The following is a 23,378-nucleotide window of genomic DNA, read 5'->3' as shown; positions in this document are numbered from 1 at the left end:
TTTCGTTGACCAGACCATAGTCTGGCAAATCGCTCGATCGTAGGCGGCGGTTAGGCCCGCACAGCGGCGAATCGCAGCCTCACGTAGTCGGCCACCCAGCCCGATTCGCGGCGTAGCGCGGGTGCCGCGAGCTCGTTGACCCTTCTCAGCAACGGTTCCACCGTCGCGGGCGGGACCCCGTCGAGCAGGGAGCCCGCGAACATGCGGACCCAGTCGGCGGCGCCGTTCGGGCATTCGTCGAGCGGCGTCGGGCGGTCGAAGTATTCGAGCAGCCGCACGGTGAACCCGCCCTTCTCCAGGCGGACGGCGTACTCGGCCGGGGTGGGGAAGTACCAGGGCAGCTCGGGTTCCGGCAGCCCGTACTCCCGCCAGGCCGTGAGCATCGCGGAGGTGAGCGCGGCGCAGTTGCCGGCGCCGCCCAGCTCCGCCACGAACCGGCCGCCGGGGGTCAGCGCCGTGCGCACGCACCGGATCACCGCGTCAGGGTCGCGGCCCATCCAGTGCAGCGCGGCGTTGGAGAACACCGCGTCGTACGGCTGGCCGACGCCGAAGTTGGCGCCGTCGCCGATCATGAAATCGAGGCCCGGGTGCTGGGCCACCGCGACCTCGATCATCGCGGCGGAGCCGTCCATGCCGACCACGGAGGTGCCCCTGGCCGCGATGTCGGCGGTGAGCACCCCGGTGCCACAGCCCAGGTCGAGGATGCGCTCGCCGGGCTGGGGATCCAGCAGCTCGATCAGCGGTGCTCCGTGCGCCGAGACGTAGCCGAACGAGCTGTCATAGGCGCGAGCGTTCCACCGCATCAAGCTCGGCGTGTCGTATCGCAAGGCCATCAGCTCGCATTCTCAGACATCGCTTCCCGTGTCCGTAAGTACAGACACTTTAGAGCCTTGATGTCCTCGCGACACATCTGTCCGGGTGCTTCCCTCCTCACTCGCCGGCACCGATATGGCGATGAGGGATCGATCGCCGTGGTCAGCTCATGGCCTTGGGCCAGTTGGCCTTCAGGTACGTCTTGGCCTCGTCCGCCTGGGGGATCGTGAGCAGGACCGGGGTGCCGGATACGGCGGGCAGCTTGGCCGCGGCCTGCTTGTCGAGCTTGCCCTTCATGTCCAGGGCCTCCATGCGCGCCGGGCGGGCGAATCCCTTGAGGAAGAGGTTCTGGACCTCGTCGCTGTAGAGGAACTCCTGCCAGAGCCGGGCGGCGGCGGGATGCGGGGCCTTCTTGCTGATCGCCTGGACGTAGTACGACGCCAGCGTCGCGTTCGACGGGACCACGACCTTCCACGCGGGCTTGTCGTCTCCGGCGGTCTGGGCGGCCTTGGCGGCGTTCACGTAGTCCCAGTCGACCAGGGTGTTGGCCCGGGAGGGGAGGCTGAAGCCGCCCGACTTCTTGAGCTTGGTGAAGAATTCGACGCCGCGCTCGGCCTCGGGCTTGCCCCCGTGGAGGGACGCCGCCATGACGCCGTTGAACGCCGCCGCGGTCTGCAGCGGGTCGCCCGGCAGGGCCACGGCGTACCCCGGTTTGAGCAGGTCGGAGAAGCTCGCCGGGGCGCCCACCTTGCGCGGGTCGTACCCGATCGACATGTAGCCGCCGTACCCGGCGTACCAGTGCCCCTTGAGGTCCTTGAGGCCGTCGGGGATGTCCTGCCAGGCGGTCACCTTGTACGGGGCGAACTTCTGAGCGTTGGCGATGGCGACGTCCATGCCGAGGTCGAAGACGTCCGGGGCCTGGGCGGGGGCCGCGCTCTTCGCCACGTCGATCTCGCGCTGGCTGCTCGCGCCCGGCTCGGCCACGTTGATCCGCACTCCGTACTCGCCGGAGAAGCGGTCCATGATGGCGCCGTAGTTCACCCAGTCGCGGGGGACCCCGATGAGGTTCAGGGAGCCCTCTTTCCTCGCGGCCTCGACCAGCCGTTCCATCGAGCCGAACCCTTCGGCGAGACTGGCGGCCTTCGGGTTGACCGGAGGGAGCTTCTTGTCGGTGGTGGTCGCTGAGGAGCACCCGGCCACGGCTGTGGCGAGGAGCGCTACTGCGGCTGCGGCACGTGAGGTCACGAGGTGAATACTCGACGTCACGCTCTCCCGCGTCGAGGAGGCACGCGGACGCTTGGGCCAGCGTTGGCGTACAGGTCAGGACTTACTACGCCGAAACGGCCCGGCTCAGCGCTCGGGGACGACCTTCGCCGCCACGACCTTCTCCTCGGGGATGTCGACCAGCGTGCCGTCGCGCTTGCGGACCTTGAGGACCCCCTCGTGCCAGGACGCAAGGACGCCCACCGTGTCGCGGAACCCCTCGGGCTCCCTGCGGCGCACCGTTACCCTGCTGCCGACATCGGATGGGGAAAGGGAGACGCGCAGCCTTCCGCCAAAGTGCGATGTCACCAGCTTTCCCCCCCTCCCGTTTCAGACATGTGGCCCGCACGGCAATACTAGGTCTAGCAACCCGCGGTCGAGTCGTGCGAAGGCGCGGAGAAGAAGGAGCCCGAGGTGACCTACGTCATCGCGCAGCCTTGCGTGGATGTCCTGGACAAGGCGTGCATCGAAGAATGCCCCGTCGATTGCATCTACGAGGGCAACCGCATGCTCTACATCCACCCAGACGAGTGTGTGGACTGCGGCGCGTGCGAGCCCGTCTGCCCGGTCGAGGCGATCTTCTATGAGGACGACACGCCCGACCAGTGGAAGGACTTCTACAAGGCGAACGTGGAGTTCTTCGACGAGCTGGGCTCGCCAGGCGGCGCGTCCAAGGTCGGGAAGATCGCCAAGGATCACCCGATCGTGGCGGTGCTTCCGCCGCAGGCAGAGGAGCACTGACCTTCGGCCGGTCCGTGGTCATGAGGTGCCGCCGGGTACCGTGACCTCTGGTCGCGGTACCGCCGGTGACATCGCCGGCCGCCGACATCCATGATCACGCTGGACTTCTGGGGGTTATTTCGGTGATCGGGCTGCCTGACTTTCCGTGGGACCGTCTGGTGCCTTACAAGAAGCGGGCCCTCGCGCATCCCGGCGGCATCGTCGACCTCTCGGTCGGCACCCCCGTCGACTCGGTGCCCGCCGTCGCGCGGGAGGCGCTCGCGGGGGCGGCCGACAGCCCCGGATATCCCCTCACCCACGGCACCGAGCGGCTGCGCGGCGCCGCCGCCGGCTGGCTCGCACGCCGCCACGGTGTCACGGTCGACCCCGCCGACGTCCTGCCGACCATCGGCTCCAAGGAGCTCGTCGCCTGGTTGCCCACCCTGCTCGGTGTGGGCTCGGGCGACCGCGTGGTGATCCCCGCGCTGGCGTATCCCACCTACGACGTCGGCGCCCGCATCGCCGGGGCGACGCCGTACGCCACCGACGGCCTGCTGGGCCTCGGCCCCGAGCGGGTGCCGCTGGTCTGGGTCAACTCCCCGTCGAACCCCACGGGCCGCGTGCTGCCCGCCGAGCACCTGCGCAAGGTCGTCGCCTGGGCGCGCGAGCGGGGGGCCATCGTCGCCTCCGACGAGTGCTACATCGAGCTGGGCTGGGAGGAACGGCCGATCTCGATCCTGCATCCCGACGTCTGCGGCGGCTCCCATGAGGGCCTGCTCGCGGTGCACTCGCTGTCCAAGAGGTCCAACCTCGCCGGCTACCGCGCGGCGTTCGTCACCGGAGATCCCGCGCTCGTCGCGCGGCTGCTGGAGGTGCGCAAGCACGCCGGCATGATCGTGCCCGCGCCGGTCCAGGCGGCCATGGCCGCCGTCCTCGACGACGACGAGCACGCCGACGCGCAGCGCGATCTGTACGCCGCGCGGCGCGCCCTGCTGCGCCCGGCGCTCGAAAAGGCCGGATGGCGTGTCGAGCATTCGACCGCGGGCCTTTATCTGTGGGCGACCGACGACCGTAACTGCTGGGAGCAGGTCCAGGCGCTAGCCGAAATTGGCATTCTGGTCGCGCCGGGCGACTTTTACGGACATGCCGGTTCATCACATATCCGAATCGCCGTGACAGCAACTGACGAACGGGTCAATGCGGCGGTGCTCCGCCTCCAGTAGGATCCCGCGGCATGACCGTTGCGGTCGTGCTCGCAGTGAGCGCAGCCATCTTCGTCGTGGTGCTGGGCGCTTTTCTCGGCACGCGACGGCCCGAGAAGACGGCTCGACCGGCTCCCAGACCCCCCGAGCCGGCACCCGAGCCGAGTTCGTCGCACCCGGCGCTGGCCCGCCCTGTCGTCCTGGACTCCGACTACCTCGATCCACGGACGATCAAGGTCGGGGACACCATCGACCGCCAGGGATCGCGGTCGCGTGTCCTCGGCGCCCTGCACCTGTCGTGGCAGGGCGACCAGTGGATCGAGTACCTCCTCGAAGAGGGGGTGCGCCACTACCAGTGGCTGTCGGTCGAGGAGCGCGAGGGGGCGACCCCGGACGACCCGCCGCACCTCGAGGTCTACCTGTGGACGCCGGTCCCGACCCAGGGCATGGTGCCCGCGAAGAGCATGCTGATCATGGAGAACGTCGAGTTCTTCCCGATCGACCGCGGGACCGCGGCCTTCCGGTCGGAGGGCACGACGGGCTATCCCGAGCGGGGCCTGGTCGACTTCGCCGACTACCGCGCCGCCGACGGGCGGCTGCTGAGCTTCAACCGGGTGCAGGGCCAGGCCTGGACCGCCGCCTACGCGCAGCCCCTGTCGCCGGGCTCGATCAACGTCGAGCGCATGCTCTAGCCCCTTGGGGGCTAGGCGATCTCGACCTGCCCCGCCGAGGACTTGCCGTCGGTCAGCCAGCCGTCGTGGCCGGTCGCCGACTTCCACGCGACGCCGGCGTAGCGCACTTGGTGCAGGCCGTACTTCTGGGCGTGGGCGACGGACCAGGCGGCGATCAGCCAGCCCCTGCGCTGCGTCGCCGCGCTGATCTGGTTGCCGGTGCTGGAGGTGTCGCCGAGGGCCCTGCTCAGCTCCTTGCGCGCCTTGGCGGTCTGCGAGGGCACGGGCTTGTCGGCGGGCGGGTACCAGCAGTGGACGGCCTTCGGGACGCGCCCGGTGAAGGCGCCCGCCAGGATCTTGGCGTCCTCCTCGTGCTGGGCGTACGCGGAGCCGTCGGCGGACCGCTGCACGGCCTGCGCGGCCTCGTGCAGCGGCAGCTTCTGGTAGCGCTTGACCTTGACCAGGGCCGCGAAGAACTTGTGCGTGGCGTACACCGGGTCCTGGAGCTGCTCGACGGTGCCCCAGCCCTGCGAGGGGCGCTGCTGGAACACTCCTACCGAGTCGCGGTCGCCGAACGGGAGGTTCAGCAGCTTGGACTCCTGGATCGCCGTGACGTAGGCGATCTCCACGGCCCGCTCGGGCAGCTTGCGGCGCGTGGCGACCGCGGCGATCGTGGCCGCGACCTGCGCCTGCTCGATCTCCAGGTCGAGCGTGCCGAGGGTGGTCTTCACCTCGCAGTGCTCGCCGAGAGCGAACGGCTTCGCCTGGTTCAGCAAGTGATAAATCCCGAAAAATATGGCTACGCCGAGCACGACGACGATGGCCGTAATCGTCAGAACCGCTCGTGAGAATCGCCGTGCCACGCACAAGAACCTACCGGCCCAGCCATAGTCCCCGTGCGGGACTAAGCTCCCCTTGCATGAGCGAGACCTTCGAAAGCCCCTTGCCGGCCACCGTGGACGAGTTGTGGGAGCGCCGCGCCGAGCTGTCCCCCGATGACGCCGAAGCGCGTGGCGTGATCGTCGGCGCCGTGGACATGCTCGACACCGGAAAGGCCCGGGTCGCCTTCGTCGACCACTCCTCCGGTGACGTGATCGTGGACGAGCGGGCCAAGCGCGCCATCCTGCTGAGCTTCCGGGTCCTCGGCATGGTCAGAAGCCAGGTCGGCGACTTCCACCACAACGACCGCATCCCGCTGAAGACCTCTCTTGAGGGCGTCCGCGTGGTGCCGGGCGCCATCGCCCGCTGGGGCGCCTACCTCGCCTCGGGCGTCGTGCTGATGCCGTCCTTCACCAACATCGGGGCGTATGTCGACAGCGGCACGATGGTGGACACCTGGGCCACGGTCGGGTCCTGCGCCCAGATCGGCAGGAATGTCCACCTGTCGGGTGGTGTGGGCATCGGCGGCGTCCTCGAGCCCCCTAACGCCGTCCCGGTCGTCGTCGAGGACGAGGCGCTGATCGGCAGCCGCTCGATGATCGTCGAGGGCGCGCGGGTCGGCAAGGGCGCCGTGGTGGGCGCCGGCACCATCCTGACGTCCTCCATGCCCGTCATCGACGTCCAGACCGGCGAGGAGATCAGCCGCGGCCACGTCCCCGACTGGTGCGTCGCGGTCGGCGGCACGCGCCCCAAGGAGTTCCCCGGCGGCACCTTCGGGCTCCCGTGCGTCCTGGTGCTCAAGCGCCTTGCGGCCGGTCAGCGCCACGACAAGGCCGAGCTGAACGACGTCCTGCGCCAGCACGGCCTCAATGCCTGACACGGCGCCGCTCGACCTCGCCGGTGACGTACGGGCGCTGACGGCGGCGCTGGTCGACATCGAGTCGGTCAGCGGCGGCGAGAAGGCCCTGGCGGACGCCGTCGAGGCGGCGCTGGCGCCGCTGCCGCACCTCACCGTCGTCCGCGACGGTGAGGCCGTCGTGGCCCGCACGCGGCTCGGGCTTTCCGAGCGGGTGGTCATCGCGGGCCACCTCGACACCGTGCCGCTCGCCGGAAACCTCCCCTCGCGCGTCGTGGGCGACCTGCTGTACGGCTGCGGCACCTCCGACATGAAGAGCGGCGTCGCCGTGGCGCTCAAGCTGGCCGCCGGGGTGCCGAGCCCCGGCAGGGACGTCACGTACGTCTTCTACGACTGCGAGGAGATCGAGGCCACCCGCAACGGGCTGGCGCGGCTCGCCCGCACCCGTCCCGAGCTCCTCGCGGGCGACTTCGCCGTGCTCATGGAGCCCACAGAAGGCGAGATCGAGGGCGGCTGCCAGGGCACCCTGCGGGCGCAGGTCGTCACCGAGGGCAGGCGGGCCCACAGCGCCCGGTCGTGGCACGGCGTCAACGCCGTCCACGCCGTGGCGCCCATCCTCGCCCGGCTGAACGCCTACGAGGCGCGCGAGCCGGTCGTGGACGGCCTCGCCTACCACGAGGGGCTGAACGCCGTCGGCATCGCCGGAGGGGTGGCGGGCAACGTCATCCCCGACGAGTGCGTGGTGACGGTCAACTACCGCTTCGCCCCCGACCTCTCGCTCGAAGAGGCCCAGGCCCACGTGCGCGAGGTTTTCGAGGGGTACGAGGTTCGGTTCACCGACGGCGCGTCCGGCGCGCGCCCCGGGCTGACCCATCCCGTGGCCGCCGCGTTCGCCCGCGCCATCGGCGGGACTCCCCGGGCCAAGCTGGGCTGGACCGACGTCTCGCTCTTCTCCGGCCTCGGCGTCCCGGCGGTGAACTACGGTCCCGGCGACCCGAACGTCGCGCACCAGCAGGGGGAGTACGTGTCGCTCACCGCGATCGCCGAGTGCGAGCGCAGGATGCTCGCCTGGCTCGGCGCCCCGGCGTCCTGACCGCGCGGGTTCCCGGCCCTGGCCTCGCCGAGCGGGGCCGTACGGGTGTCCGGACAAAAGAAAGTGGCTTTCCTCGCCGGCCATTTGGCGGGGAAAGCCACTTTCAGTCCCGAGCAGCACCCTCGGCTCTTAGACGCAGCCTCGCAAAGAAACGGTTCCGCTGCTCCGAGCAGATTTTTCAAGATTCTTTGGGACCCCTGTGAAACCTCCCCATCCGGTCCGGCTTGCGCGCTCGCGCGGACGGTTAGCGTGATTCTCATGAACAAAGCACCTCGCGAGGAACGCCGTCAGGGACCATCTCTGGTCCGGGGGAAGTTCCTCCCCGACACCACCTATGACGAGAGACTCCTCGACCAGCGCGGATCCACCGAGTGGCTGCACATGGACCCCTGGCGGGTGCTGCGCATCCAGGCCGAGTTCGTGGAGGGCTTCGGGCAGCTCGCCGAGCTGCCGCCCGCCGTCACCGTGTTCGGGTCCGCGCGCACTCCCGCGGACAGCCCCGACTACGCGCTCGGCGAGCAGGTCGGCAGGGCCCTGGCCGAGGCAGGGTACGCCGTCATCACCGGTGGCGGACCCGGGTGCATGGAGGCGGCCAACAAGGGCGCGCGCCAGGCCGGCGGCGTCTCGGTGGGGCTCGGCATCGAGCTGCCCTTCGAGCAGAAGCTGAACGACTACGTCGACCTCGGCATAGAGTTCCGCTACTTCTTCGTCCGCAAGACGATGTTCGTGAAGTACTCCTGCGGGTTCATCGCGCTGCCCGGCGGCTTCGGCACCCTCGACGAGCTCTTCGAGGCCCTCACGCTGGTCCAGACCCGCAAGGTGACCTCGTTCCCCGTCATCCTGCTGGGCACGCGGTTCTGGAGCGGCCTGCTCGACTGGGTCCGCGAAACCCTCGTGGCCACCGGCAAGATCTCCCCGTCGGACCTCGACCTGCTCCATGTGACCGACGACGTCGACGAGGCGGTAAGCCTCATCGTGCAGGCCGACCAAGATCGCCTGGCGGGCCGGCAAGGCATGTGACCGGCCGCCGCCGGTTCCCGACGAGACGTCCTGTGTAGGGTTACCGGGGTGAATATGGCGATCTGCGTGTTCTGCGCCTCCAGCCAGAAGATCGACGGCAAGTACCTCGACCTCGCCACCGAGGTCGGCACGGAGCTGGGACGGCGCGGGCACACGCTCGTCAGCGGCGGCGCCGTGGTGTCCTGCATGGGCGCGGTGACCCGCGCCGCGCGGAAGGCCGGGGGGCGCACGGTCGGCGTGATGCCCCAGGCGCTGGTCGATCTGGAGATCGCGGACACCGACTCCGACGAGCTGATCATCACGGCCGACATGCGCGAGCGCAAGGGCGTCATGGACGCCAGGTCCGACGCGTTCCTCGTCCTGCCCGGCGGCATCGGCACGCTGGAGGAGCTCTTCGAGATCTGGACCTCGCGCACGCTGGGCCTGCACGACAAGCCGCTGGTCATCCTGGACCCGTGGGGCCTGTACGCCCCGCTCCGCCGGCTCGTCGACGGCATGTACGAAGAGGGGTTCACCCGTCCCGACGTCTTCGACGCGATCTTTTGGACCACCACGGTCGAGGAGGCGCTGCAGCACCTGGAAAAGCCGGGCCGTACCCTGACCCCCAACGCCGAGGAGCTAGGCGAGGCCGCGGCGGGCTAGCGCCGGGGGGCGCCTCCCGGCCAGCGACTCGGTCATGTCGATCGCCAGCCGCACCTGCTCCTGGTGGTCGGTGCGGAAGACGCGTGCTCCGAGCCAGGCGAACACCGCCGCCGTCGCGAGCTGCGTGGTCTCGTCCCCCGACAGGGTCACCGCGACCGTGCGGCCCGCGCGGGCGTGCCGCTCGACCTCGGAGGCCGAGCGGGCCTCGACCCAGGAGGCGTCGAGGGGCCGGTCGGGTCCGGTCACGAGCACGGGCGTCATGCGCCGATGGTGTCACATGCCAGGCCCGGGGCTCCTACGGCATTCACACGCGCGGGGCGGGTCAAGGCACCCTGGCAACTAGGCGCGCGCAAAGGCACCGATGTGGCACGATTCGTATGTGCTGGTCCTACTCGCCGTCGCCGCGCTCGCCGTGCTGTTCTGCGTGGTGCTGGTCTCGCAGGGGCGCGGTGGCGAGCTGACGGAGTTCGCCCCCGACGTGCCGCCCCTGGACCTTCCCGAGCCCGGGCAGCTGACCGCCGTCGACTTCATGGCACTGCAGCTGCCGGTGAGCCTCGTGGGCTACCACACCCAGAGCGTCGACGAGACGTTGCAACGGGCCGCGACGGCCCTCGGCGAGCGTGACACCCACATCGCCGTGCTGGAGCAGCGCGTCGCCGAGCTGCTCGCGGGCCGCCTCCAGGCTCGCCAGGAGTCGTACGCGCGGCCGTCATGGGCGCCGGACCCGTCAGAGCCGGCGACGGAGCAGGAGCTCGCCACAGGCGCCTTCGCGACGGCGGAGCACCCGCTCGGCCTCGACGGCGAGGAGGGCATGGCCTCGGGCGGGCACCAGAACCTCTTCGACGCCATCACCCCGGCCCCCGGCCTGCGCCAGGTTCCCGGTGAGGACACCGACCCGTTCGGCACCAAGGGCGAGCCGGAGGCCCCCGAGAACACCGACCCGCTCGGCAGCAAGGGCAAGCCAGAGGACCTTGAGGGCCCCGGGGACACCGACTCGGAGAAGAAGCCGGAGCCTTCGCACGAAGCGCACTCCTCCGGCAAGGCCGAGAGCCCTTCCGAGGAGCCCGGAAGCGAATCCTTCGGGGAGCCCAAGAGCCCGCCCGGGAAGCACTCGGCGTCCAACGGCGGCGGTCTCGCGACCGGCCACCGCTCAGAGGCCGAAGAGGCCCGCTGACCCTCGCCCGCCCTCGCCCTGTGAGCCTTTGCCCGCGAGCTTGTAACCTCGGGGGCTGTGACTCCTGAGCTTGTTCGATGCGGCTGGGTGACCACCGCGCCCGACTACATCCGCTACCACGACGAAGAGTGGGGGCGGCCCGTTCGCGGCGACGACCTGGTGTTCGAGCGGCTGACCCTGGAGGCGTTCCAGTCGGGCCTTTCCTGGCTGACGATCCTGCGCAAGCGCGAGAACTTCCGTAAGGCCTTCGCCGGGTTCTCCATCCCCGCCGTCGCCGCGTTCGGCGAGCCCGACGTCGACCGCCTGCTGGCCGACGCCGGGATCATCCGCAACCGGGCCAAGATCGAGGCGACGATCGCCAACGCCCGCGCCGCCGTCGAGCTGCCCGGAGGCGTCTCCGAGCTGGTCTGGCGGTACGCCGACCCGGCCGCGCCCGGCCCGAAGACGCTCGCCGACGTCCCGGCGACGTCGGCGGCGTCCAAGGCCCTGGCCAAGGAGCTGAAGCACCACGGCTTCCGCTTCGTCGGCCCGACGACGGCCTACGCCCTCATGCAGGCGATCGGCCTGGTCAACGACCACGTCGCCGAGTGCTGGGTGCGCGACCGCATCGCCTGACGCCGCCGCGGGGGGGTCAGCGGCCCTCGAAGACGGGACGCTCCTTGGCCAGGAAGGCCCGGGTGGCGTTGTGGTGGTCCTCCGACTTGGCGCACGTGTCCTGGAGGTCGGCCTCCACCTCCAGGGAGTCCTCCAGGGAGTGCGCGGCCGAGAAGTCGAGCGCCTGCTTGATCGCCCCGTAGGCCACCGTCGGCCCCTGTGCGAGCCGTACGGCCAGCTCCCGGGCACGCGCGGCCAGCTCCCCGGCGGGGACGACGGAGGTCACCATGCCCAGCTCCAGCGCCTTCGCGGCCCCCACGGGCTCGCCCAGCACCAGCAGCTCGCGCGCCCTGGCCGGGCCGACGAGCCTCGGAAGCGTCCAGGAGGCCCCCGAGTCGGGGGCGAGGCCGATGCCGCTGAAGGCCATGGCGAACTTGGCGCCGTCGGCCGCGATCCGGAAGTCGCAGGCGAAGGCCAGCGAGGCGCCCGCGCCGGCGGCGATGCCGTTGACGGCGGCGACCACCGGCTTGCCCATCCCGGTGATCGTCAAGATGATCGGGTTGTAGTGGGCGCGGACGGTGTTGTCGAGGCCCACGCCCGCGTCCAGGTTGCTCGCGTGCTCCCGCAGGTCCTGCCCGGCGCAGAAGCCGCGCCCCGCGCCCGTGAGCAGCACCGCCCTCGCGCCCGCGTCGTCGCGGGCCCGCTCCAGCGCCTCCAGCAGGGCGGCCTTCATTTGGATGGTCAGCGCGTTCATGGCGTCCGGGCGGTTCAGCGTGATCGTGGCGACGCCGTCCTCGACGGAGTACAGGACGTGCTCGGAGGTGAGGTCAGGTCGCTGATCCATCAGTGGACTCCCTTGTCCAGGTTGTGGTCGACGAAGGCGGCCGCCGCCGGCAGCAGCCGGGCGGCCTCCTGCTCGAAGTAGGCGCGGGCCTCGTCTCCTGGCCAGGCCGGGGGCAGGAGCTCCGGTGAGGGGGCGTAGCCGAGGAAGGACAGGTCGGCGCGCAGCCGCTCGCGCGTCGCCCGCTCGCGTACGGGTTGGAAGACGAGCACGTGCCAGCGCCCCGGCCACGGGGCCGAGCCGGTGCGGTAAACGCGCACGGCGGTCTCGTCAAGGCGCCGGACGCTCTTGGGCGTCAGCGCGTACCCGGGCCCCTGAGGGAGCCGCACAGGCGCGAGCCAGTCCTGCCGCACCATGCGGGAGATCGCGGTGCGGACGGCGGGTGCGGCGATGTCCAGCGGGGCGAGAAGCCGGACCAGCGCGGCCACGGACGCCTTTCCGGCACGGATTCGCAGGTGGTCTCCGTAGAGGTCGAAAAGCGCGGCGCGGGCGTTCACATAGACCAGTTTGATCGGCGCAAGGGCCCCGGACAACGCATTCTGGGAGGAGATCGTTACCCATGCGCGCTCGCGAGGCGGGATAATGGGACGTCACAGAAGACGTGAAAGCGGCGGGCGGCCGGGCGCGGACAGGCGCGTTCCGGCATCGCGCAGGCCGAGGCAGGAAGGGATATACGCATGGCGGCGATGAAGCCGCGGACCGGCGACGGTCCGCTGGAGGTCACCAAGGAAGGACGGGGCATTGTCATGCGGGTCCCTCTCGAGGGTGGCGGGCGACTCGTCGTCGAGCTCTCACCAGACGAGGCCAGAGCCCTTGGCGACGCTCTGAAGAACGTCGTCGGCTGACATACCCCTGACACAACTCATCGACACAGGCGACTTGACGGCCCCGGCGGCCGGGCCGCGCGCCCCCATGCCGGGGCTGTCGCACATCCAGGCAGGGGAGGACCACCATGCCCATTGAGACCGCGCTGCGATTCATCGACCCCCCGGCGCAGGACGCCGACCTGCTCGCCGTCCCATTCCGTAGCGACCTCTCCGCGGACGTGAAGCTTCCCGTGCCGGTCCCGGCACTGCTGGCCGAGCACGAGTCCAAGGGTGAGCCAGGCGAGGTCGTGGAGGTGCCCGTGGCGCGCGGGGACACCGTGCGACGGGTGCTGCTCTACGGCATCGGCGACGGCACGCCTCGCGCGCTGCGCAAGGCCGGCGCCGCCGTCGCGCGCCGGGCCAAGGGACGGCCCTCGATCGACGTCACCCTCCCGCGCGACGCCGGAGAGCAGGGGTGGTCGGCCCTGGCCGAAGGCGCCCTGCTCGCCTCCTACACCATGCGGATCGGCGCGAGCCGCACCAAGGCGGTCGAGGAGATCCGCTTCTCCGGGCCCGAGGAGGCCCGGCAGGCCGTCCTCCGGGCCGAGGTGGTGGCCCGTGCCACGGCTCTCACGCGCGACCTGTCCAACATGCCGTCCTCGGAGAAGACCCCGGCCTGGCTGGCCGACCGCGCCGTCGAGGTCGCCGAGCGCTCAGGCCTGACCTCCAAGGTGTGGGCGGAGGACGAGCTCGCCGCGGGCGGCTTCGGGGGCATCCTCGCGGTCGGGCAGGGCTCGGCGAGCCCGCCGCGGCTCATCCAGCTGTCCTACCAGCCCGAGGACACCGACGGCACCCACGTCGTGCTGGTGGGCAAGGGCATCACCTTCGACAGCGGCGGCCTGTCACTCAAGCCCACCGACGGCATGAAGTTCATGAAGACCGACATGGCGGGCGGCGCGGTGGTGATCGCCGTCCTCGGCGCGTTGCGTGATCTCGGCGTGCGCACCCGGGTGACCGGTCTGGTGGCCGCCGCCGAGAACATGCCGTCAGGCACGGCCCAGCGGCCCGGCGACGTGATCACGCACTACGGAGGCCGCACGGTCGAGGTGCTCAACACCGACGCCGAGGGCAGGCTGGTGCTCGCGGACGCCCTCGCGTACGCGGACGACGTCCTCGACCCGGACACCGTGGTCGACCTCGCCACGCTCACCGGAGCCATCGGCATCGCCCTCGGGCGCGACATCGGGGCGGTCTTCTCCTCCAGCGACGATCTGGCCAAGGAACTGCTGGAGGCCGGCAAGGCGTCCGGCGACCCCCTGTGGCGCATGCCGCTGATCGAGGACTACCGGCCGGCCCTCGACTCCCCGGTGGCCGACCTGTCCAACGTCGACGCCGAGGGCAAGTTCGGCGCGGGCGCGGTCACCGCGGCGCTGTTCCTGCGGGAGTTCACCGGCGGGCGGCGCTGGGCCCACCTCGACATCGCGGGGGTGTCCCGCAGCACCACCGACGACGGCGTCATGACCAAGGGCGCGACCGGGTTCGGCACCCGTCTGATGCTGGAGTGGCTGGGCCGGGGTCTGTCGTAGCTCCTAGTTCGCGATCTTGATGGCTGCGAGGAGCCCGTCACCCAGGGGCATCATCAGGGCCCGCAGCCGTTCGTCCGTCTTGATCAGCTTGCCCAGCTCGCGGATCGCGACGGTGTCGGGATCGCGCTGTGCCGGGTCGGCCACCCGGTTGTGCCACAGCGCGTTGTCGAAGGCGACGATGCCGCCAAGCCGTAGCAGGCGTACCGCCTCGGCGAGGTAGTCGCCGTACTCCTGCTTGGCGGCGTCGCAGAACACCAGGTCGTAGCCGCCGTCGGCCAGACGGGGGAGCACATCCAGGGCGCGCCCGCCGATCAGGCGGATCTTGCTGCCGGAGAACCCCGCCTCGGCGAAGGCCTGGCGGGCCAGCCGCTGGTGGTCGGGCTCGACGTCGACGCTGGTCAGCGTGCCGTCCGGCCGCATGCCGCGCAGCAGCCACAGTCCCGAGACACCGCAGCCGGTGCCGACCTCGACCACGGATCTCGCGCTGATCGCCGTCGCCATGAAGCACAGCGCCGCGCCGCCACCGGGCAGGATGGGAACGGCCCCCACCTCGGTGCCGCGCCGCCTGGCGGCCAGCAGCACCTCGTCTTCGGGATGGAACTCCTCCGCGTAGGCCAGCGTGGCCTCCACCGGATCAGTCGGCGTCGGGGCCATCGGCCTCTCCCTCCCCGCTTTCGCCGTACGCACGTATTGGTCGCAGCCTAGGGGAGTCGGGGCCGAACGGGAACTCACGCCACAACGGGTACGTTGCACGCTTTGAACGACCTTTGTTCAAGGGCGTCAAAGAACACAGTCCGGCCTCGTTGGTTCGTGGGTACGCAGGAAGGGACGAAAGCAGGCACTATGGCTGTAGCGGTGGTCCCGGAGAGAGGAGTGCTGGTGGACGACAACCACCAGGCTGATACTCCCGACAGCGCGTTTCCGGGGGGAGACCCCCGGCTGCCCGATGGAGGCTGGACACCTCCGACATGGGAGGAGGTCGTCCGCGACCATTCGGCGCGCGTCTACCGGCTGGCCTACAGGCTCACCGGCAACATCCACGACGCCGAGGACCTCACGCAGGAGGTCTTCGTCCGGGTGTTCCGTTCGCTGTCCAGCTACACCCCGGGCACCTTCGAGGGATGGCTGCACCGCATCACCACGAACCTCTTCCTGGACATGGCGCGGCGCAGGCAGCGCATCCGGTTCGAGGGGCTCGGCGACGACGCCGCCGAGCGTCTGCGCGGGCGTGAGCCGTCTCCGGCCCAGGTGTTCGACGACTCCCAGCTGGAGCCCGACATCCAGGCGGCTCTCGACGCGCTCCAGCCCGAGTTCCGTGCGGCCGTGGTGCTGTGCGACATCGAGGGCCTGTCCTACGAGGAGATCGCGGCGACGCTCGGCGTCAAGCTGGGCACCGTTCGCAGCCGCATCCATCGCGGTCGCAGCCAGTTGCGGGAGGCACTCGAGCACCGGGCACCCCGTCGCGACGAACTCCCCCCGACCGTTAGCAGGGAGGGAGCATGAGCCATCTCGGAGAGCGCGCTTCCGCGCTCCTTGACGGTGAGCTTGGTCACGCCGAGCGAGAGCGTGCTCTGGCGCATCTGACGTTCTGCGCGGACTGCCGCGCAGAGCTCGATGCGATCAGGGCGCTCAAGAGCCGTCTTCGATCACTCGACCCGCCCGCCGTCCCGGCGGACCTCACGATGTCCCTTCTGCGGATGTCCGAGCCCGGCGGGCCGCTCCCGCCGCGGGTGCGTCCGTTTCCGAACCCGTCCTACTCTCTGACCAGCGCTCCGATCGACAACAGGCCGCGGCGCAGCGGCGGTTTCGCGGGGCCCGGCCGCTCGGGCGGCCGGCGCGCGGGTTATGTGGCGGTCGGCGTCGCGTCGGCGGCCGTCGCGCTCGGCACGCTGTTCATGGTCGGAGGCGCCGAGAGCAGGCCGTCGGCCCCGCCGGTCGAGATGTTCGCCAACCAGCACCGCGCCACCACTCCGGCAGGTCAGGTCATGCCGGGGCGCACCGGCACGACTTCCCGGCAACCCTGACCCGGGGACACGGGTCACCACTCCCCCCGTCCGTGCCGTTCACGCCGACGCGGGCATACGATCGGATGGACCCTTCCGGGCGCGGGCTTACGGCGCTCGTATGGGGTCCGAGCGAGAATCTGGCGTAGCCCACGTTGACTGGCCTCGGGAGTGAGCGTTCGATGACCGACGAGACACGTACCTTCGATTCAGGGGACGTGGCCACTCCCTCCCAGCATTCCTGGGAAGGCTCGGCGTCGGGGTCCACCGGCTCCAGCGGGATGCGCGTCAGGCCCGAGTTCCTGCCCGCCTCCGAGGGGTGGCCCACGAGCGGCCCCGACGCGTTCACCGGGCCCAACCCCTTCGCGGCGAGCGGCGGAGGCCGCGATCCCTTCGCCCCCGCGAGCGGTGCGGGCCGTGATCCCTTCGCCCCCGCCGACGCGGGGCGCGACCCCTTCGGCAACGACAACACCGGGCCGATCCCGTTCGCGGCCGACGCGCCGCGTCACGGTGGCGAGGAGTCCGGCTGGGGCAACCCGTCCGGCGGGCCTCTGCCGCCCTCGCCCGGCGGCCCCTTCGGGCCGACCCCGCCGCCTCCTCCGCTCAACCCCTTCGGCATGGGTCCCGGCTGGGCTCCGCCTCCCGGCGCCCCCCGCGCGGAAGCCGCTGCCGCACGCGGGCCGAAGACCGGGACGCTCACGGCCCTCGCCGTCGTGATCGCCCTGGTGGCCTCGACGGCCGGGAGCGTCGGCACCTACCTGCTCACCCGCCACGGCTCGGGCGTCGACCCCTCCTACAGCCTCGGCACGCCGACCGGCGCGATCGTCAACCGCGCGCCCGACTCGGTGGCGGGCGTCGCCTCAAGGGTCCTCCCGAGCGTGGTCTCGCTCGACGTGAAGGGCAACAACGAGGCGGGCACCGGCTCCGGCTTCCTGATCAAGGGCGGCTACATCGTCACCAACAACCACGTGGTGGCCGCGGCGGCGCAGACCGGCAACATCAAGGTGACGTTCAGCACCAAGAAGTCGACCACCGGCAAGATCGTCGGACGCGACCCGAGCTCCGACATCGCCGTCGTCAAGCCCGACCAGACCTTCGGCGCCCCCGAGATCACTCTGGGCAACTCCGACCGGGTCGTCGTGGGCGACCCCGTCATCGCGATCGGCTCGCCCCTCGGGCTCACCGGCACCGTGACGACGGGCATCGTGAGCTCGCTCAACCGTCCCGTCACCGCGGGCGGCGAGAGCGGGTCCGAGTCGTCGTTCATCAACGCCATCCAGACCGACGCGGCGATCAACCCGGGCAACTCCGGTGGCCCGCTGGTGAACGCCGCCGGCGAGGTGATCGGCGTCAACTCCGCGATCGCGACGCTCGGCAACAGCTCGTTCGGCTCACAGAGCGGCAGCATCGGGCTGGGCTTCTCCATCCCGGTCAACCACGTGCGGCGGATCGCCGAGGAGCTGGTCACCACCGGCTCGGCGAAGAAGTCGCGCATCGGCGTCCAGCTCGACGAGAACTACCAGGGCGACGGGGTCCGCATCGCCACCGCCACGGAGCAGGGGCAGGAGCCGGTGATCGCCGGCGGCCCGGCCGACAAGGCGGGCCTGAAGCCGGGCGACGTCATCCTGGAGATCGACGGCACGCCCATGACCCAGCCGTCCGAGCTGATCGTCACGATCAGGAGCAAGGCGCCCGGCGACAAGGTGACCGTCAAGTACCAGCGCGGTGGCCAGGAGAAGACCGCCACCGTGATCATCGACGCCGTTCCGGTCCCGACGCCGCAGCCTTCATGATCGGGTGTCCTGTTTGGTGCCCATTGCCGGACCGGGGTATTAGTCTGGATGTAGCCAGGTCGCCGTTGGACGGTCCCGGTCAACGGCAGGCGTGGGCACAGGAGAGCGTAGGAGATCACCGTGTTCGGACTCGGCTGGCCTGAGGTTCTGGCACTCGTGGTCATCGCCCTGCTCGTCTTCGGGCCTGAGAAGCTTCCGCAGGCCGCCAAGCAGGCGGGCGGCATGCTGCGCCAGGTCAGGCAGATGGCCAACAACGCCAAGACCGACCTGCAGGACAACCTCGGCCCCGAGTTCGCCAACTTCGACCCCACCGACCTGCATCCGAAGAACTTCGTCAGGAAGCACCTCCTGCAGGATCTCGAGGACGACTGGAACCGGCCCGCCGCCGAGAACACCCCGGACTACTCCGATTCCCCCGTCGGCTCCTTCGCCACGGCGGGCGCCGGCGAGCTGGGATACGGCGAGATCCCGCCGTACGACTCCGAGGCCACCTGAGCCTTCGGCTACACGCGAAAGAGGGGCCATCCCGTCACAGGGATGGCCCCTCCGCTGCGTTGTGGCGGGGCTTCAGCGGCCGGATGGGGACAGTCCGAGCTGGAGGCCCTTGATGCTGCCCGACTTCTTGCTCAGGCCCTCGGCGATGCGCCGGAGCTCCATCGCGGCGGGCGAGTCGGGGTCGGTGAGCACGAGCGGCTTGCCGTTGTCGCCCCCCTCGCGCAGGCGCAGGTCGATCGGGACCTGGCCGAGCAGCGGCACCCGGGATCCGAGGGTGCGGGTCAGCCCGTCGGCGACGGCCTGGCCACCGCCCTCCCCGAAGACCGCGATGCGCTCGTCGCAGTGGGGGCAGGGGAGCCAGGCCATGTTCTCGATGACGCCGGCGATCTGCTGGTGGGTCTGCGTGGCGATGGACCCGGCCCGCTCCGCGACCTCCGCCGCGGCCTGCTGCGGGGTGGTCACGACCAGGATCTCCGCGCCCGGCATGCGCTGCGCGACGGAGATGGCGATGTCGCCGGTGCCCGGGGGCAGGTCCATGAGAAGGACGTCGAGGTCTCCCCAGTAGACGTCGGCGAGGAACTGGTGCAGCGCGCGGTCGAGCATCGGCCCGCGCCACACCACCGGGGTGTTGCCCGGCGGCTTGAACATGCCGACCGAGATCACCTTGATGTCATGCGCCACCGGCGGCATGATCATGTCCTCGACCTTGGTCGGACGATCGCTGACCCCGAGCATGCGGGGGATGGAGTGCCCGTAGATGTCCGCGTCCAGGACGCCGACCTTGAGACCCGACGCCGCCATCGACGCGGCGAGGTTGACGGTGACCGACGACTTGCCGACCCCGCCCTTGCCGCTCGCGACGGCGAAGACCCGGGTCAGCGAGCCCGGCTTGGCGAACGGGATCTCCTTCTCGGGACCTCGGTTGCCGCGCAGCTTGGTCTGCAGGGTCTTGCGCTGCTCGGTGCTCATGACGTCGAGGTCGACGTGGACGCCGGTGACGCCGTCCACCTTGGAGACGGCGGCGGTCACCTCGCGGGTGATGGTGTCGCGCATGGGGCAGCCCGCGACGGTCAAGTAGACCCCGACTCGCACCACCCCATCGGGGGAGATATCGACGCTCTTGACCATGTCAAGGTCGGTGATCGGCCGGCGGATTTCCGGGTCGTTGACCGTTGCCAACGCAGCCGTCACCAATTCTGGGGTTGGTGCCATGGATCCATGCTACGAACCCAGGGCCGATCCGACGAACTCCGCACCCTCTCGTAGGGGCCAAGAGAGGCCAAGAGGGAGGTGTATGTGTTTATGCAACCTTCTAGGATGACCGCGTGACGTCCATGACGGCGGAGATCACCCCGCAGCAGCTCATCGTCTGGCGCATGCTGCAGCGGGCCCAGGCGCACATAACCCGGAGCCTTGAGGGCGAGCTGCTGAGCCGGCACCATCTGGCGCCCGCCGCCTACGACGTGCTGCTCCAGCTCTCCGAGAACGCCGACCGCCGGCTGCGCATGAACGACCTGGCCGAGCGGGTGCTGCTGTCGCGCAGCGGGCTGACGCGGCTCATCGACCGCCTGCAGCGTGACGGGCTGGTCGAGCGCGAGGCCTGCCCCAGCGACGCCCGCGGCCTGTTCGCCGTGCTGACCCAGGCGGGTGACCAACGTCTCTCCGAGGCCACCCCCACCTACCTTCGCGCCATCCGGGGGCAGTTCCTTGACCTGCTCGACGAGGAGGAGCTGCGGCAGTGCGCCGACATGCTCACGAAGCTCTTCCCGCAGGTCTCCGTCTGATCTCACTCGGGGCTGTTGAAGTCCCTGCCGCCGGGAGCCGCGTCCCGGCGTGATCCGTCCTGCCGGGCGGGTGACTCGCGTATCTCGTCCAGCAGGCGCTCCAGTTCGCCCCTGATGTAGTCGCGGGTGGCCAGGTCGCCGAGGGCCAGGCGCAGCCCGGCGATCTCCCGCGTGAGGTACTCGACCTCGGTCTGGTTGCGCTCGGTGGTCATCCGGTCCTGCTCGCTCTGCACACGGTCGCGGTCGGCCTGGCGGTTCTGCGCGAGCAGGATCAGCGGAGCGGCGTACGAGGCCTGAAGGGACAGGATCAACGTGAGGAAGATGAACGGATACGGGTCCCAGGCCAGGCTCCTGGGCGCCAGCGTGTTCCAGGTCACCCAGACCGCGATGAACCCGGTCATGTAGACCAGGAAGCGAGCCGTGCCCAGGAAGCGCGCGATCTGCTCGGACAGGCGTCCGAAGGCTTCGGGGTCGTAGTGCGGGCGGATGGAGCGGCGGAGCTCCCGGGGTTGGTCGAGCCGGTTAACCGCCACCGGTCACCTCCGGCGGCCCGGACCCGGGCGTGCCGTCGTCCGATCCGTTGGCGCCGGGCGCCTGCTCATCCCGCTCGCGCCAGTCGGGGGGCAGCAGGTGATCGAGTACGTCGTCCACCGTGACCGCCCCGACGAGCCGCCCGAGCTCGTCCACCACCGGGGCCGCCACGAGGTTGTAGGTGGCCAGGTACGACGTGACGCCGTGCAGGGACAGCTCCGGGCGGATCGGGTCGATGGTGTTGTCGATCGCGCCCCCCACCAGCGTGGAGGGCGGCTCGCGCAGCAGTCGCTGGAAGTGGGCCACGCCCAGGTACCTGCCGGTGGGCGTCTGGACCGGGGGCCGGGTGACGTACACCTGTGCGGCGACCGCGGGGGTGATGTCCTGGCGGCGGATCTCGGCGAGGGCCTCGGCGATCGTCGCGTGGGGTGGCAGCACGATCGGCTCGCTGGTCATCATGCCGCCCGCGGTGTTCTCGGCGTACGTCAGCAGGCGCCGCACGGGCGCGGCCTCGCGGGGCTCCATGCGCGCCAGCAGCGCCTCGGCCTGCCTGGGCGGCAGGTCCTGGAGCAGGTCGGCGGCGTCGTCCGGGTCCATGGCCGCCAGCACGTCGGCCGCGCGCTCGGCGTCCAGGCGGCTCAGGATGCCGATCTGGTCGCGTTCCGGCAGCTCCTCCAGCACGTCGGCGAGCCGGTCGTCGTCCAGCGCGGCGGCCACCTCGGCCCGCCGCTTGTCGGGCAGGTGGCGCAGGGCGTTGGCCAGGTCGGCGGGGCGCGTCTCCTCGAAGGCGGCCAGGAGGTTGGCGGCGCCCTGATCCTTCTGCACGACGCCGAACCCGGTGACGTCCGACCAGTCCACGACCAGCGTCTCACCGCGCCTGCGGCGCAGCCCCCGTCCGGCGCCTCCGCGCATCACCGCGACCTTGGTGATCAGCCACTCGCCGCTCCTGCTGCGCTCCATGGCGAGGTCGAGCACGGTGACCTTCTCGCCGCCGGTCTCCACGGTCAGGTCGAGCAGCTCTCCGATGGCCAGGGACTCGGTCGCGTGCTTCTCGAAGCGCCGCAGGTTGATGCTGCCCGTGAAGACGACGGCGTCGGCCTCGATGTTCTGCAGCCGGGTGATGGGGAGGAACACGCGCCGTCGCGGTTGGACCTCGACGACCAGGCCGTGCACGCGGGGCGGGTCGTGGGCGCGTATGGCCACCACGACGTCCCGGATCCGCCCGATCTGGTCGCCGGCGGGGTCGAAGACCGGGGTTCCGGCCAGCCGAGCGACGAAGATCCTCACTATCGCAGCGTACGAGGTCATGGGGGGTGCCCCGTGTCTGCCTCCAGTAAAAGCCGTCTCAGCGTACGGTCGCTCCTTGATCTCGCCAATCTCCGTATGACAGCATCAAAACCATCTAACGGTCATTACGGGGATGGTGGCATATGAGGGGCGCGGCGCTGGCGGTGGCGGTCGTGTCGGCCTGGAGCTTTGGTTTCTCCGGGCCCATGGCGAAGTTCGTCGGAGCCGGAGGCCTGACCCCTCTGCAGGCGGTATGGGTGAGGATGGCGGGCGCGGCCGTCCTGCTCTTCTTGATCGTCGCCGCGTTCCGGCCGAAGGCCCTGCGCGTCCCGCCAGGCAGGCGAGGGTTCTTCGCCGCGTACGCGCTGATCGCCGTGGCAGGGGTCCAGGCGCTGTTCTTCCTGGCCCTCACCCGGCTCCCAGTCGGGGTGGTGCTCCTGCTGGAGTACACCTCGCCGGTGCTCGTCGTGTTCTGGGTGCGGTTCGTCAGGCACGTACGGCTGCCGCGCTCGGCGTACGCGGGGGCGGTGATCGTGCTGGTCGGGCTCGCCGTCGTCGTCGAGGTGTGGCGCGGGATGAGCCTGGACGGCGTCGGGCTGCTCCTGTGCCTCGTCGCCGCCGCCTGCTGCGCGGGCTACTTCCTCATGAGCGACGGCTTCGGCGACGACATCGACCCGCTCGGCCTCATCGCCTGGGGCCTCGCGGGCGCCGCCGTGGTCCTCGCGCCGATCTCCCGGGCCTGGGACATCCCCTGGGCGGCCTTCGGGACGAGCGTGACGCTCGGCGGGCACACCCTCCCTGTGATCGCCGCCGCCCTGTGGCTCATCGCGATCGCCACCGTGCTGGCGTACGTCACGGGGGTCATCGCGGTCCGGCGGCTCTCGGCGGCGGTCGGGGCCACCGTGGCGTCCCTGGAGGTCGTCACGGGCGCGGTGATCGCGTGGGTCCTGCTCGGCGAGCACCTCGGCACGGCCCAGATCACGGGCGGCGCCATCGTGCTGGCCGGGGCCCTGCTGGCTCAGACGGCCACTTCGGGCGTCAGCCGTACGATCGAGGAGGCGGAGGCCCAGCGGGCCGGGAGCCCCGCCGCGTCGACCGCGTTGAGCCGCTCCTTGGCCAGCGCCGCCACGGCGCCGGCCTCGGCCTCCGACAAGGACGCCTGATCGACGACGTGAACGTGGGCGTCGAAGGAGACCAGCTCGGCGCCGTTGTCCTTGCTGCGCAGCGTCACCCTGACGCGTGACGCCTCCACCAGGCCGGGGAGCGACTGCTCCCCGCCGCCGGTGACGATGTAGATCGCGCCGTCGTGCCAGGTGTGCCACGCC

The 23,378-nt window shown here is 70.6% G+C and carries 28 protein-coding genes; 17 read left to right on the top strand and 11 right to left on the bottom strand.

Features of this window, described 5'->3' with window-relative positions:
• Positions 1 to 50 precede the first annotated feature (50 nt).
• The 3 genes from AB0O34_RS16425 to AB0O34_RS16415 all read right to left on the bottom strand — a co-directional run bounded on the left by AB0O34_RS16425 (position 51) and on the right by AB0O34_RS16415 (position 2,316).
• Positions 51 to 833 carry a class I SAM-dependent methyltransferase gene (locus AB0O34_RS16425; protein ID WP_363916228.1) on the bottom strand — a complete coding sequence of 261 codons (783 nt, stop codon included), beginning with the start codon at positions 831 to 833 and terminating at the stop codon, positions 51 to 53.
• A 142-nt stretch (positions 834 to 975) separates the two neighbouring features.
• Positions 976 to 2,079 carry an extracellular solute-binding protein gene (locus AB0O34_RS16420; protein ID WP_363916227.1) on the bottom strand — a complete coding sequence of 368 codons (1,104 nt, stop codon included), beginning with the start codon at positions 2,077 to 2,079 and terminating at the stop codon, positions 976 to 978.
• An 84-nt stretch (positions 2,080 to 2,163) separates the two neighbouring features.
• Positions 2,164 to 2,316, bottom strand: a complete 153-nt coding sequence (locus AB0O34_RS16415) for a hypothetical protein (protein WP_363916226.1) — start codon at positions 2,314 to 2,316, stop codon at positions 2,164 to 2,166.
• Between the two features lie 174 nt (positions 2,317 to 2,490).
• Here AB0O34_RS16415 and fdxA point away from each other — a divergent pair, with 174 nt between their 5' ends.
• From fdxA to AB0O34_RS16400, 3 genes are all read left to right on the top strand, one after another.
• Entirely contained in the window at positions 2,491 to 2,817 is a 327-nt protein-coding gene (gene fdxA, locus AB0O34_RS16410) for a ferredoxin (RefSeq protein ID WP_363916225.1), read from the top strand.
• 122 nt (positions 2,818 to 2,939) lie between these two features.
• Positions 2,940 to 4,019: a succinyldiaminopimelate transaminase gene (gene dapC / locus AB0O34_RS16405; RefSeq protein WP_363916224.1), complete on the top strand. Its 1,080-nt coding sequence runs from the start codon at positions 2,940 to 2,942 to the stop codon at positions 4,017 to 4,019.
• Between the two features lie 11 nt (positions 4,020 to 4,030).
• Positions 4,031 to 4,690, top strand: a complete 660-nt coding sequence (locus AB0O34_RS16400; RefSeq protein ID WP_363916223.1) for a DUF4178 domain-containing protein — start codon at positions 4,031 to 4,033, stop codon at positions 4,688 to 4,690.
• A gap of 11 nt (positions 4,691 to 4,701) precedes the next feature.
• Here the strand turns inward: AB0O34_RS16400 and AB0O34_RS16395 are convergent, their stop codons facing one another.
• Positions 4,702 to 5,445: a hypothetical protein gene (locus AB0O34_RS16395; protein ID WP_363916221.1), complete on the bottom strand. Its 744-nt coding sequence runs from the start codon at positions 5,443 to 5,445 to the stop codon at positions 4,702 to 4,704.
• Between the two features lie 143 nt (positions 5,446 to 5,588).
• Between AB0O34_RS16395 and AB0O34_RS16390 the strand changes: the two genes are divergently transcribed.
• The 4 genes from AB0O34_RS16390 to AB0O34_RS16375 all read left to right on the top strand — a co-directional run bounded on the left by AB0O34_RS16390 (position 5,589) and on the right by AB0O34_RS16375 (position 9,159).
• Positions 5,589 to 6,425 carry a 2,3,4,5-tetrahydropyridine-2,6-dicarboxylate N-succinyltransferase gene (locus AB0O34_RS16390; RefSeq protein WP_363916220.1) on the top strand — a complete coding sequence of 279 codons (837 nt, stop codon included), beginning with the start codon at positions 5,589 to 5,591 and terminating at the stop codon, positions 6,423 to 6,425.
• Entirely contained in the window at positions 6,418 to 7,497 is a 1,080-nt protein-coding gene (gene dapE, locus AB0O34_RS16385) for a succinyl-diaminopimelate desuccinylase (protein ID WP_363916219.1), read from the top strand. Before AB0O34_RS16390 ends, dapE begins: the two co-directional genes overlap by 8 nt.
• A gap of 258 nt (positions 7,498 to 7,755) precedes the next feature.
• Positions 7,756 to 8,517, top strand: coding sequence for a TIGR00730 family Rossman fold protein (locus tag AB0O34_RS16380; protein ID WP_363916218.1), 762 nt, complete (start codon positions 7,756 to 7,758; stop codon positions 8,515 to 8,517).
• 54 nt (positions 8,518 to 8,571) lie between these two features.
• A complete protein-coding gene (locus AB0O34_RS16375; RefSeq protein ID WP_363916247.1) occupies positions 8,572 to 9,159 on the top strand; it encodes a TIGR00730 family Rossman fold protein in 588 nt (195 codons plus the stop codon).
• Here the strand turns inward: AB0O34_RS16375 and AB0O34_RS16370 are convergent.
• Positions 9,136 to 9,420: a hypothetical protein gene (locus AB0O34_RS16370; RefSeq protein WP_363916217.1), complete on the bottom strand. Its 285-nt coding sequence runs from the start codon at positions 9,418 to 9,420 to the stop codon at positions 9,136 to 9,138. The genes AB0O34_RS16375 and AB0O34_RS16370 overlap by 24 nt on opposite strands.
• Before the next feature lie 118 nt (positions 9,421 to 9,538).
• Here AB0O34_RS16370 and AB0O34_RS16365 point away from each other — a divergent pair, with 118 nt between their 5' ends.
• Entirely contained in the window at positions 9,539 to 10,333 is a 795-nt protein-coding gene (locus AB0O34_RS16365) for a hypothetical protein (RefSeq protein ID WP_363916216.1), read from the top strand.
• A gap of 57 nt (positions 10,334 to 10,390) precedes the next feature.
• Positions 10,391 to 10,948: a DNA-3-methyladenine glycosylase I gene (locus AB0O34_RS16360; RefSeq protein ID WP_363916215.1), complete on the top strand. Its 558-nt coding sequence runs from the start codon at positions 10,391 to 10,393 to the stop codon at positions 10,946 to 10,948.
• Between the two features lie 16 nt (positions 10,949 to 10,964).
• Here AB0O34_RS16360 and AB0O34_RS16355 read toward each other — a convergent pair whose 3' ends face one another.
• Both AB0O34_RS16355 and AB0O34_RS16350 read right to left on the bottom strand, forming a co-directional pair.
• Positions 10,965 to 11,771, bottom strand: a complete 807-nt coding sequence (locus AB0O34_RS16355) for an enoyl-CoA hydratase-related protein (protein ID WP_363916214.1) — start codon at positions 11,769 to 11,771, stop codon at positions 10,965 to 10,967.
• Positions 11,771 to 12,301, bottom strand: a complete 531-nt coding sequence (locus AB0O34_RS16350) for a hypothetical protein (protein ID WP_363916213.1) — start codon at positions 12,299 to 12,301, stop codon at positions 11,771 to 11,773. Before AB0O34_RS16350 ends, AB0O34_RS16355 begins: the two co-directional genes overlap by 1 nt.
• A gap of 144 nt (positions 12,302 to 12,445) precedes the next feature.
• On the opposite strand from AB0O34_RS16350, the gene AB0O34_RS16345 reads away from it, so the two are divergent.
• Positions 12,446 to 12,613, top strand: coding sequence for a DUF3117 domain-containing protein (locus AB0O34_RS16345; RefSeq protein ID WP_114033903.1), 168 nt, complete (start codon positions 12,446 to 12,448; stop codon positions 12,611 to 12,613).
• A 107-nt stretch (positions 12,614 to 12,720) separates the two neighbouring features.
• Positions 12,721 to 14,160, top strand: coding sequence for a leucyl aminopeptidase (locus tag AB0O34_RS16340; RefSeq protein WP_363916212.1), 1,440 nt, complete (start codon positions 12,721 to 12,723; stop codon positions 14,158 to 14,160).
• Between the two features lie 3 nt (positions 14,161 to 14,163).
• Here the strand turns inward: AB0O34_RS16340 and AB0O34_RS16335 are convergent, their stop codons facing one another.
• Positions 14,164 to 14,814, bottom strand: a complete 651-nt coding sequence (locus AB0O34_RS16335; RefSeq protein WP_363916211.1) for an O-methyltransferase — start codon at positions 14,812 to 14,814, stop codon at positions 14,164 to 14,166.
• A 189-nt stretch (positions 14,815 to 15,003) separates the two neighbouring features.
• Here AB0O34_RS16335 and sigE point away from each other — a divergent pair, with 189 nt between their 5' ends.
• The 4 genes from sigE (at position 15,004) to AB0O34_RS16315 (ending at position 18,451) form a co-directional block, all read left to right on the top strand.
• Positions 15,004 to 15,663, top strand: coding sequence for an RNA polymerase sigma factor SigE (gene sigE, locus AB0O34_RS16330; RefSeq protein WP_363916210.1), 660 nt, complete (start codon positions 15,004 to 15,006; stop codon positions 15,661 to 15,663).
• The gene (locus AB0O34_RS16325; RefSeq protein WP_363916209.1) at positions 15,660 to 16,184 is read left to right on the top strand and encodes an anti-sigma factor; all 525 of its coding nucleotides are present in this window, start codon (positions 15,660 to 15,662) and stop codon (positions 16,182 to 16,184) included. Before sigE ends, AB0O34_RS16325 begins: the two co-directional genes overlap by 4 nt.
• A gap of 161 nt (positions 16,185 to 16,345) precedes the next feature.
• Entirely contained in the window at positions 16,346 to 17,956 is a 1,611-nt protein-coding gene (locus AB0O34_RS16320) for a trypsin-like peptidase domain-containing protein (protein WP_363916208.1), read from the top strand.
• A 120-nt stretch (positions 17,957 to 18,076) separates the two neighbouring features.
• On the top strand, positions 18,077 to 18,451 hold the full coding sequence (locus AB0O34_RS16315; RefSeq protein ID WP_363916207.1) for a sec-independent translocase: 375 nt from the start codon (positions 18,077 to 18,079) through the stop codon (positions 18,449 to 18,451).
• Between the two features lie 72 nt (positions 18,452 to 18,523).
• Here the strand turns inward: AB0O34_RS16315 and AB0O34_RS16310 are convergent, their stop codons facing one another.
• A complete protein-coding gene (locus tag AB0O34_RS16310) occupies positions 18,524 to 19,663 on the bottom strand; it encodes an Mrp/NBP35 family ATP-binding protein (RefSeq protein WP_363916206.1) in 1,140 nt (379 codons plus the stop codon).
• Between the two features lie 122 nt (positions 19,664 to 19,785).
• Here AB0O34_RS16310 and AB0O34_RS16305 point away from each other — a divergent pair, with 122 nt between their 5' ends.
• Entirely contained in the window at positions 19,786 to 20,235 is a 450-nt protein-coding gene (locus AB0O34_RS16305) for a MarR family transcriptional regulator (protein ID WP_363916246.1), read from the top strand.
• A 2-nt stretch (positions 20,236 to 20,237) separates the two neighbouring features.
• Here the strand turns inward: AB0O34_RS16305 and AB0O34_RS16300 are convergent, their stop codons facing one another.
• Both AB0O34_RS16300 and AB0O34_RS16295 read right to left on the bottom strand, forming a co-directional pair.
• Positions 20,238 to 20,768, bottom strand: coding sequence for a DUF1003 domain-containing protein (locus tag AB0O34_RS16300; RefSeq protein ID WP_363916205.1), 531 nt, complete (start codon positions 20,766 to 20,768; stop codon positions 20,238 to 20,240).
• Positions 20,758 to 22,074, bottom strand: a complete 1,317-nt coding sequence (locus AB0O34_RS16295) for a CBS domain-containing protein (protein ID WP_363916204.1) — start codon at positions 22,072 to 22,074, stop codon at positions 20,758 to 20,760. The genes AB0O34_RS16300 and AB0O34_RS16295 overlap by 11 nt, the downstream gene beginning before the upstream one ends.
• A 122-nt stretch (positions 22,075 to 22,196) precedes the next feature.
• Between AB0O34_RS16295 and AB0O34_RS16290 the strand changes: the two genes are divergently transcribed.
• Positions 22,197 to 23,216: an EamA family transporter gene (locus tag AB0O34_RS16290; protein ID WP_363916203.1), complete on the top strand. Its 1,020-nt coding sequence runs from the start codon at positions 22,197 to 22,199 to the stop codon at positions 23,214 to 23,216.
• The last annotated feature ends 162 nt before the right edge of the window (positions 23,217 to 23,378 follow it).

The organism is Sphaerisporangium sp. NPDC088356, from assembly GCF_040685555.1.
In the GTDB taxonomy this organism is placed as follows: Bacteria; Actinomycetota; Actinomycetes; order Streptosporangiales; family Streptosporangiaceae; genus Sphaerisporangium.
Note: the sequence above shows the minus strand (reverse complement) of the source record. Positions and strands in the feature narration are given on the sequence as shown.

What these genes read in the sequence shown, in the direction of transcription:
- AB0O34_RS16375 (WP_363916247.1), top strand. Translation starts at nt 8,572, where the DNA reads ATGGCGATCTGCGTGTTCTGCGCCTCCAGCCAGAAGATCGACGGCAAG.
- AB0O34_RS16390 (WP_363916220.1), top strand. Translation starts at nt 5,589, where the DNA reads ATGAGCGAGACCTTCGAAAGCCCCTTGCCGGCCACCGTGGACGAGTTG.
- AB0O34_RS16355 (WP_363916214.1), bottom strand. Translation starts at nt 11,771, where the DNA reads ATGGATCAGCGACCTGACCTCACCTCCGAGCACGTCCTGTACTCCGTC.
- AB0O34_RS16345 (WP_114033903.1), top strand. Translation starts at nt 12,446, where the DNA reads ATGGCGGCGATGAAGCCGCGGACCGGCGACGGTCCGCTGGAGGTCACC.
- AB0O34_RS16305 (WP_363916246.1), top strand. Translation starts at nt 19,786, where the DNA reads ATGACGGCGGAGATCACCCCGCAGCAGCTCATCGTCTGGCGCATGCTG.
- sigE (WP_363916210.1), top strand. Translation starts at nt 15,004, where the DNA reads ATGGCTGTAGCGGTGGTCCCGGAGAGAGGAGTGCTGGTGGACGACAAC.
- AB0O34_RS16320 (WP_363916208.1), top strand. Translation starts at nt 16,346, where the DNA reads ATGACCGACGAGACACGTACCTTCGATTCAGGGGACGTGGCCACTCCC.
- AB0O34_RS16310 (WP_363916206.1), bottom strand. Translation starts at nt 19,663, where the DNA reads ATGGCACCAACCCCAGAATTGGTGACGGCTGCGTTGGCAACGGTCAAC.
- AB0O34_RS16370 (WP_363916217.1), bottom strand. Translation starts at nt 9,420, where the DNA reads ATGACGCCCGTGCTCGTGACCGGACCCGACCGGCCCCTCGACGCCTCC.
- AB0O34_RS16325 (WP_363916209.1), top strand. Translation starts at nt 15,660, where the DNA reads ATGAGCCATCTCGGAGAGCGCGCTTCCGCGCTCCTTGACGGTGAGCTT.
- dapE (WP_363916219.1), top strand. Translation starts at nt 6,418, where the DNA reads ATGCCTGACACGGCGCCGCTCGACCTCGCCGGTGACGTACGGGCGCTG.
- AB0O34_RS16340 (WP_363916212.1), top strand. Translation starts at nt 12,721, where the DNA reads ATGCCCATTGAGACCGCGCTGCGATTCATCGACCCCCCGGCGCAGGAC.
- AB0O34_RS16335 (WP_363916211.1), bottom strand. Translation starts at nt 14,814, where the DNA reads ATGGCCCCGACGCCGACTGATCCGGTGGAGGCCACGCTGGCCTACGCG.
- AB0O34_RS16400 (WP_363916223.1), top strand. Translation starts at nt 4,031, where the DNA reads ATGACCGTTGCGGTCGTGCTCGCAGTGAGCGCAGCCATCTTCGTCGTG.
- AB0O34_RS16380 (WP_363916218.1), top strand. Translation starts at nt 7,756, where the DNA reads ATGAACAAAGCACCTCGCGAGGAACGCCGTCAGGGACCATCTCTGGTC.
- AB0O34_RS16290 (WP_363916203.1), top strand. Translation starts at nt 22,197, where the DNA reads ATGAGGGGCGCGGCGCTGGCGGTGGCGGTCGTGTCGGCCTGGAGCTTT.
- AB0O34_RS16425 (WP_363916228.1), bottom strand. Translation starts at nt 833, where the DNA reads ATGGCCTTGCGATACGACACGCCGAGCTTGATGCGGTGGAACGCTCGC.
- AB0O34_RS16295 (WP_363916204.1), bottom strand. Translation starts at nt 22,074, where the DNA reads ATGACCTCGTACGCTGCGATAGTGAGGATCTTCGTCGCTCGGCTGGCC.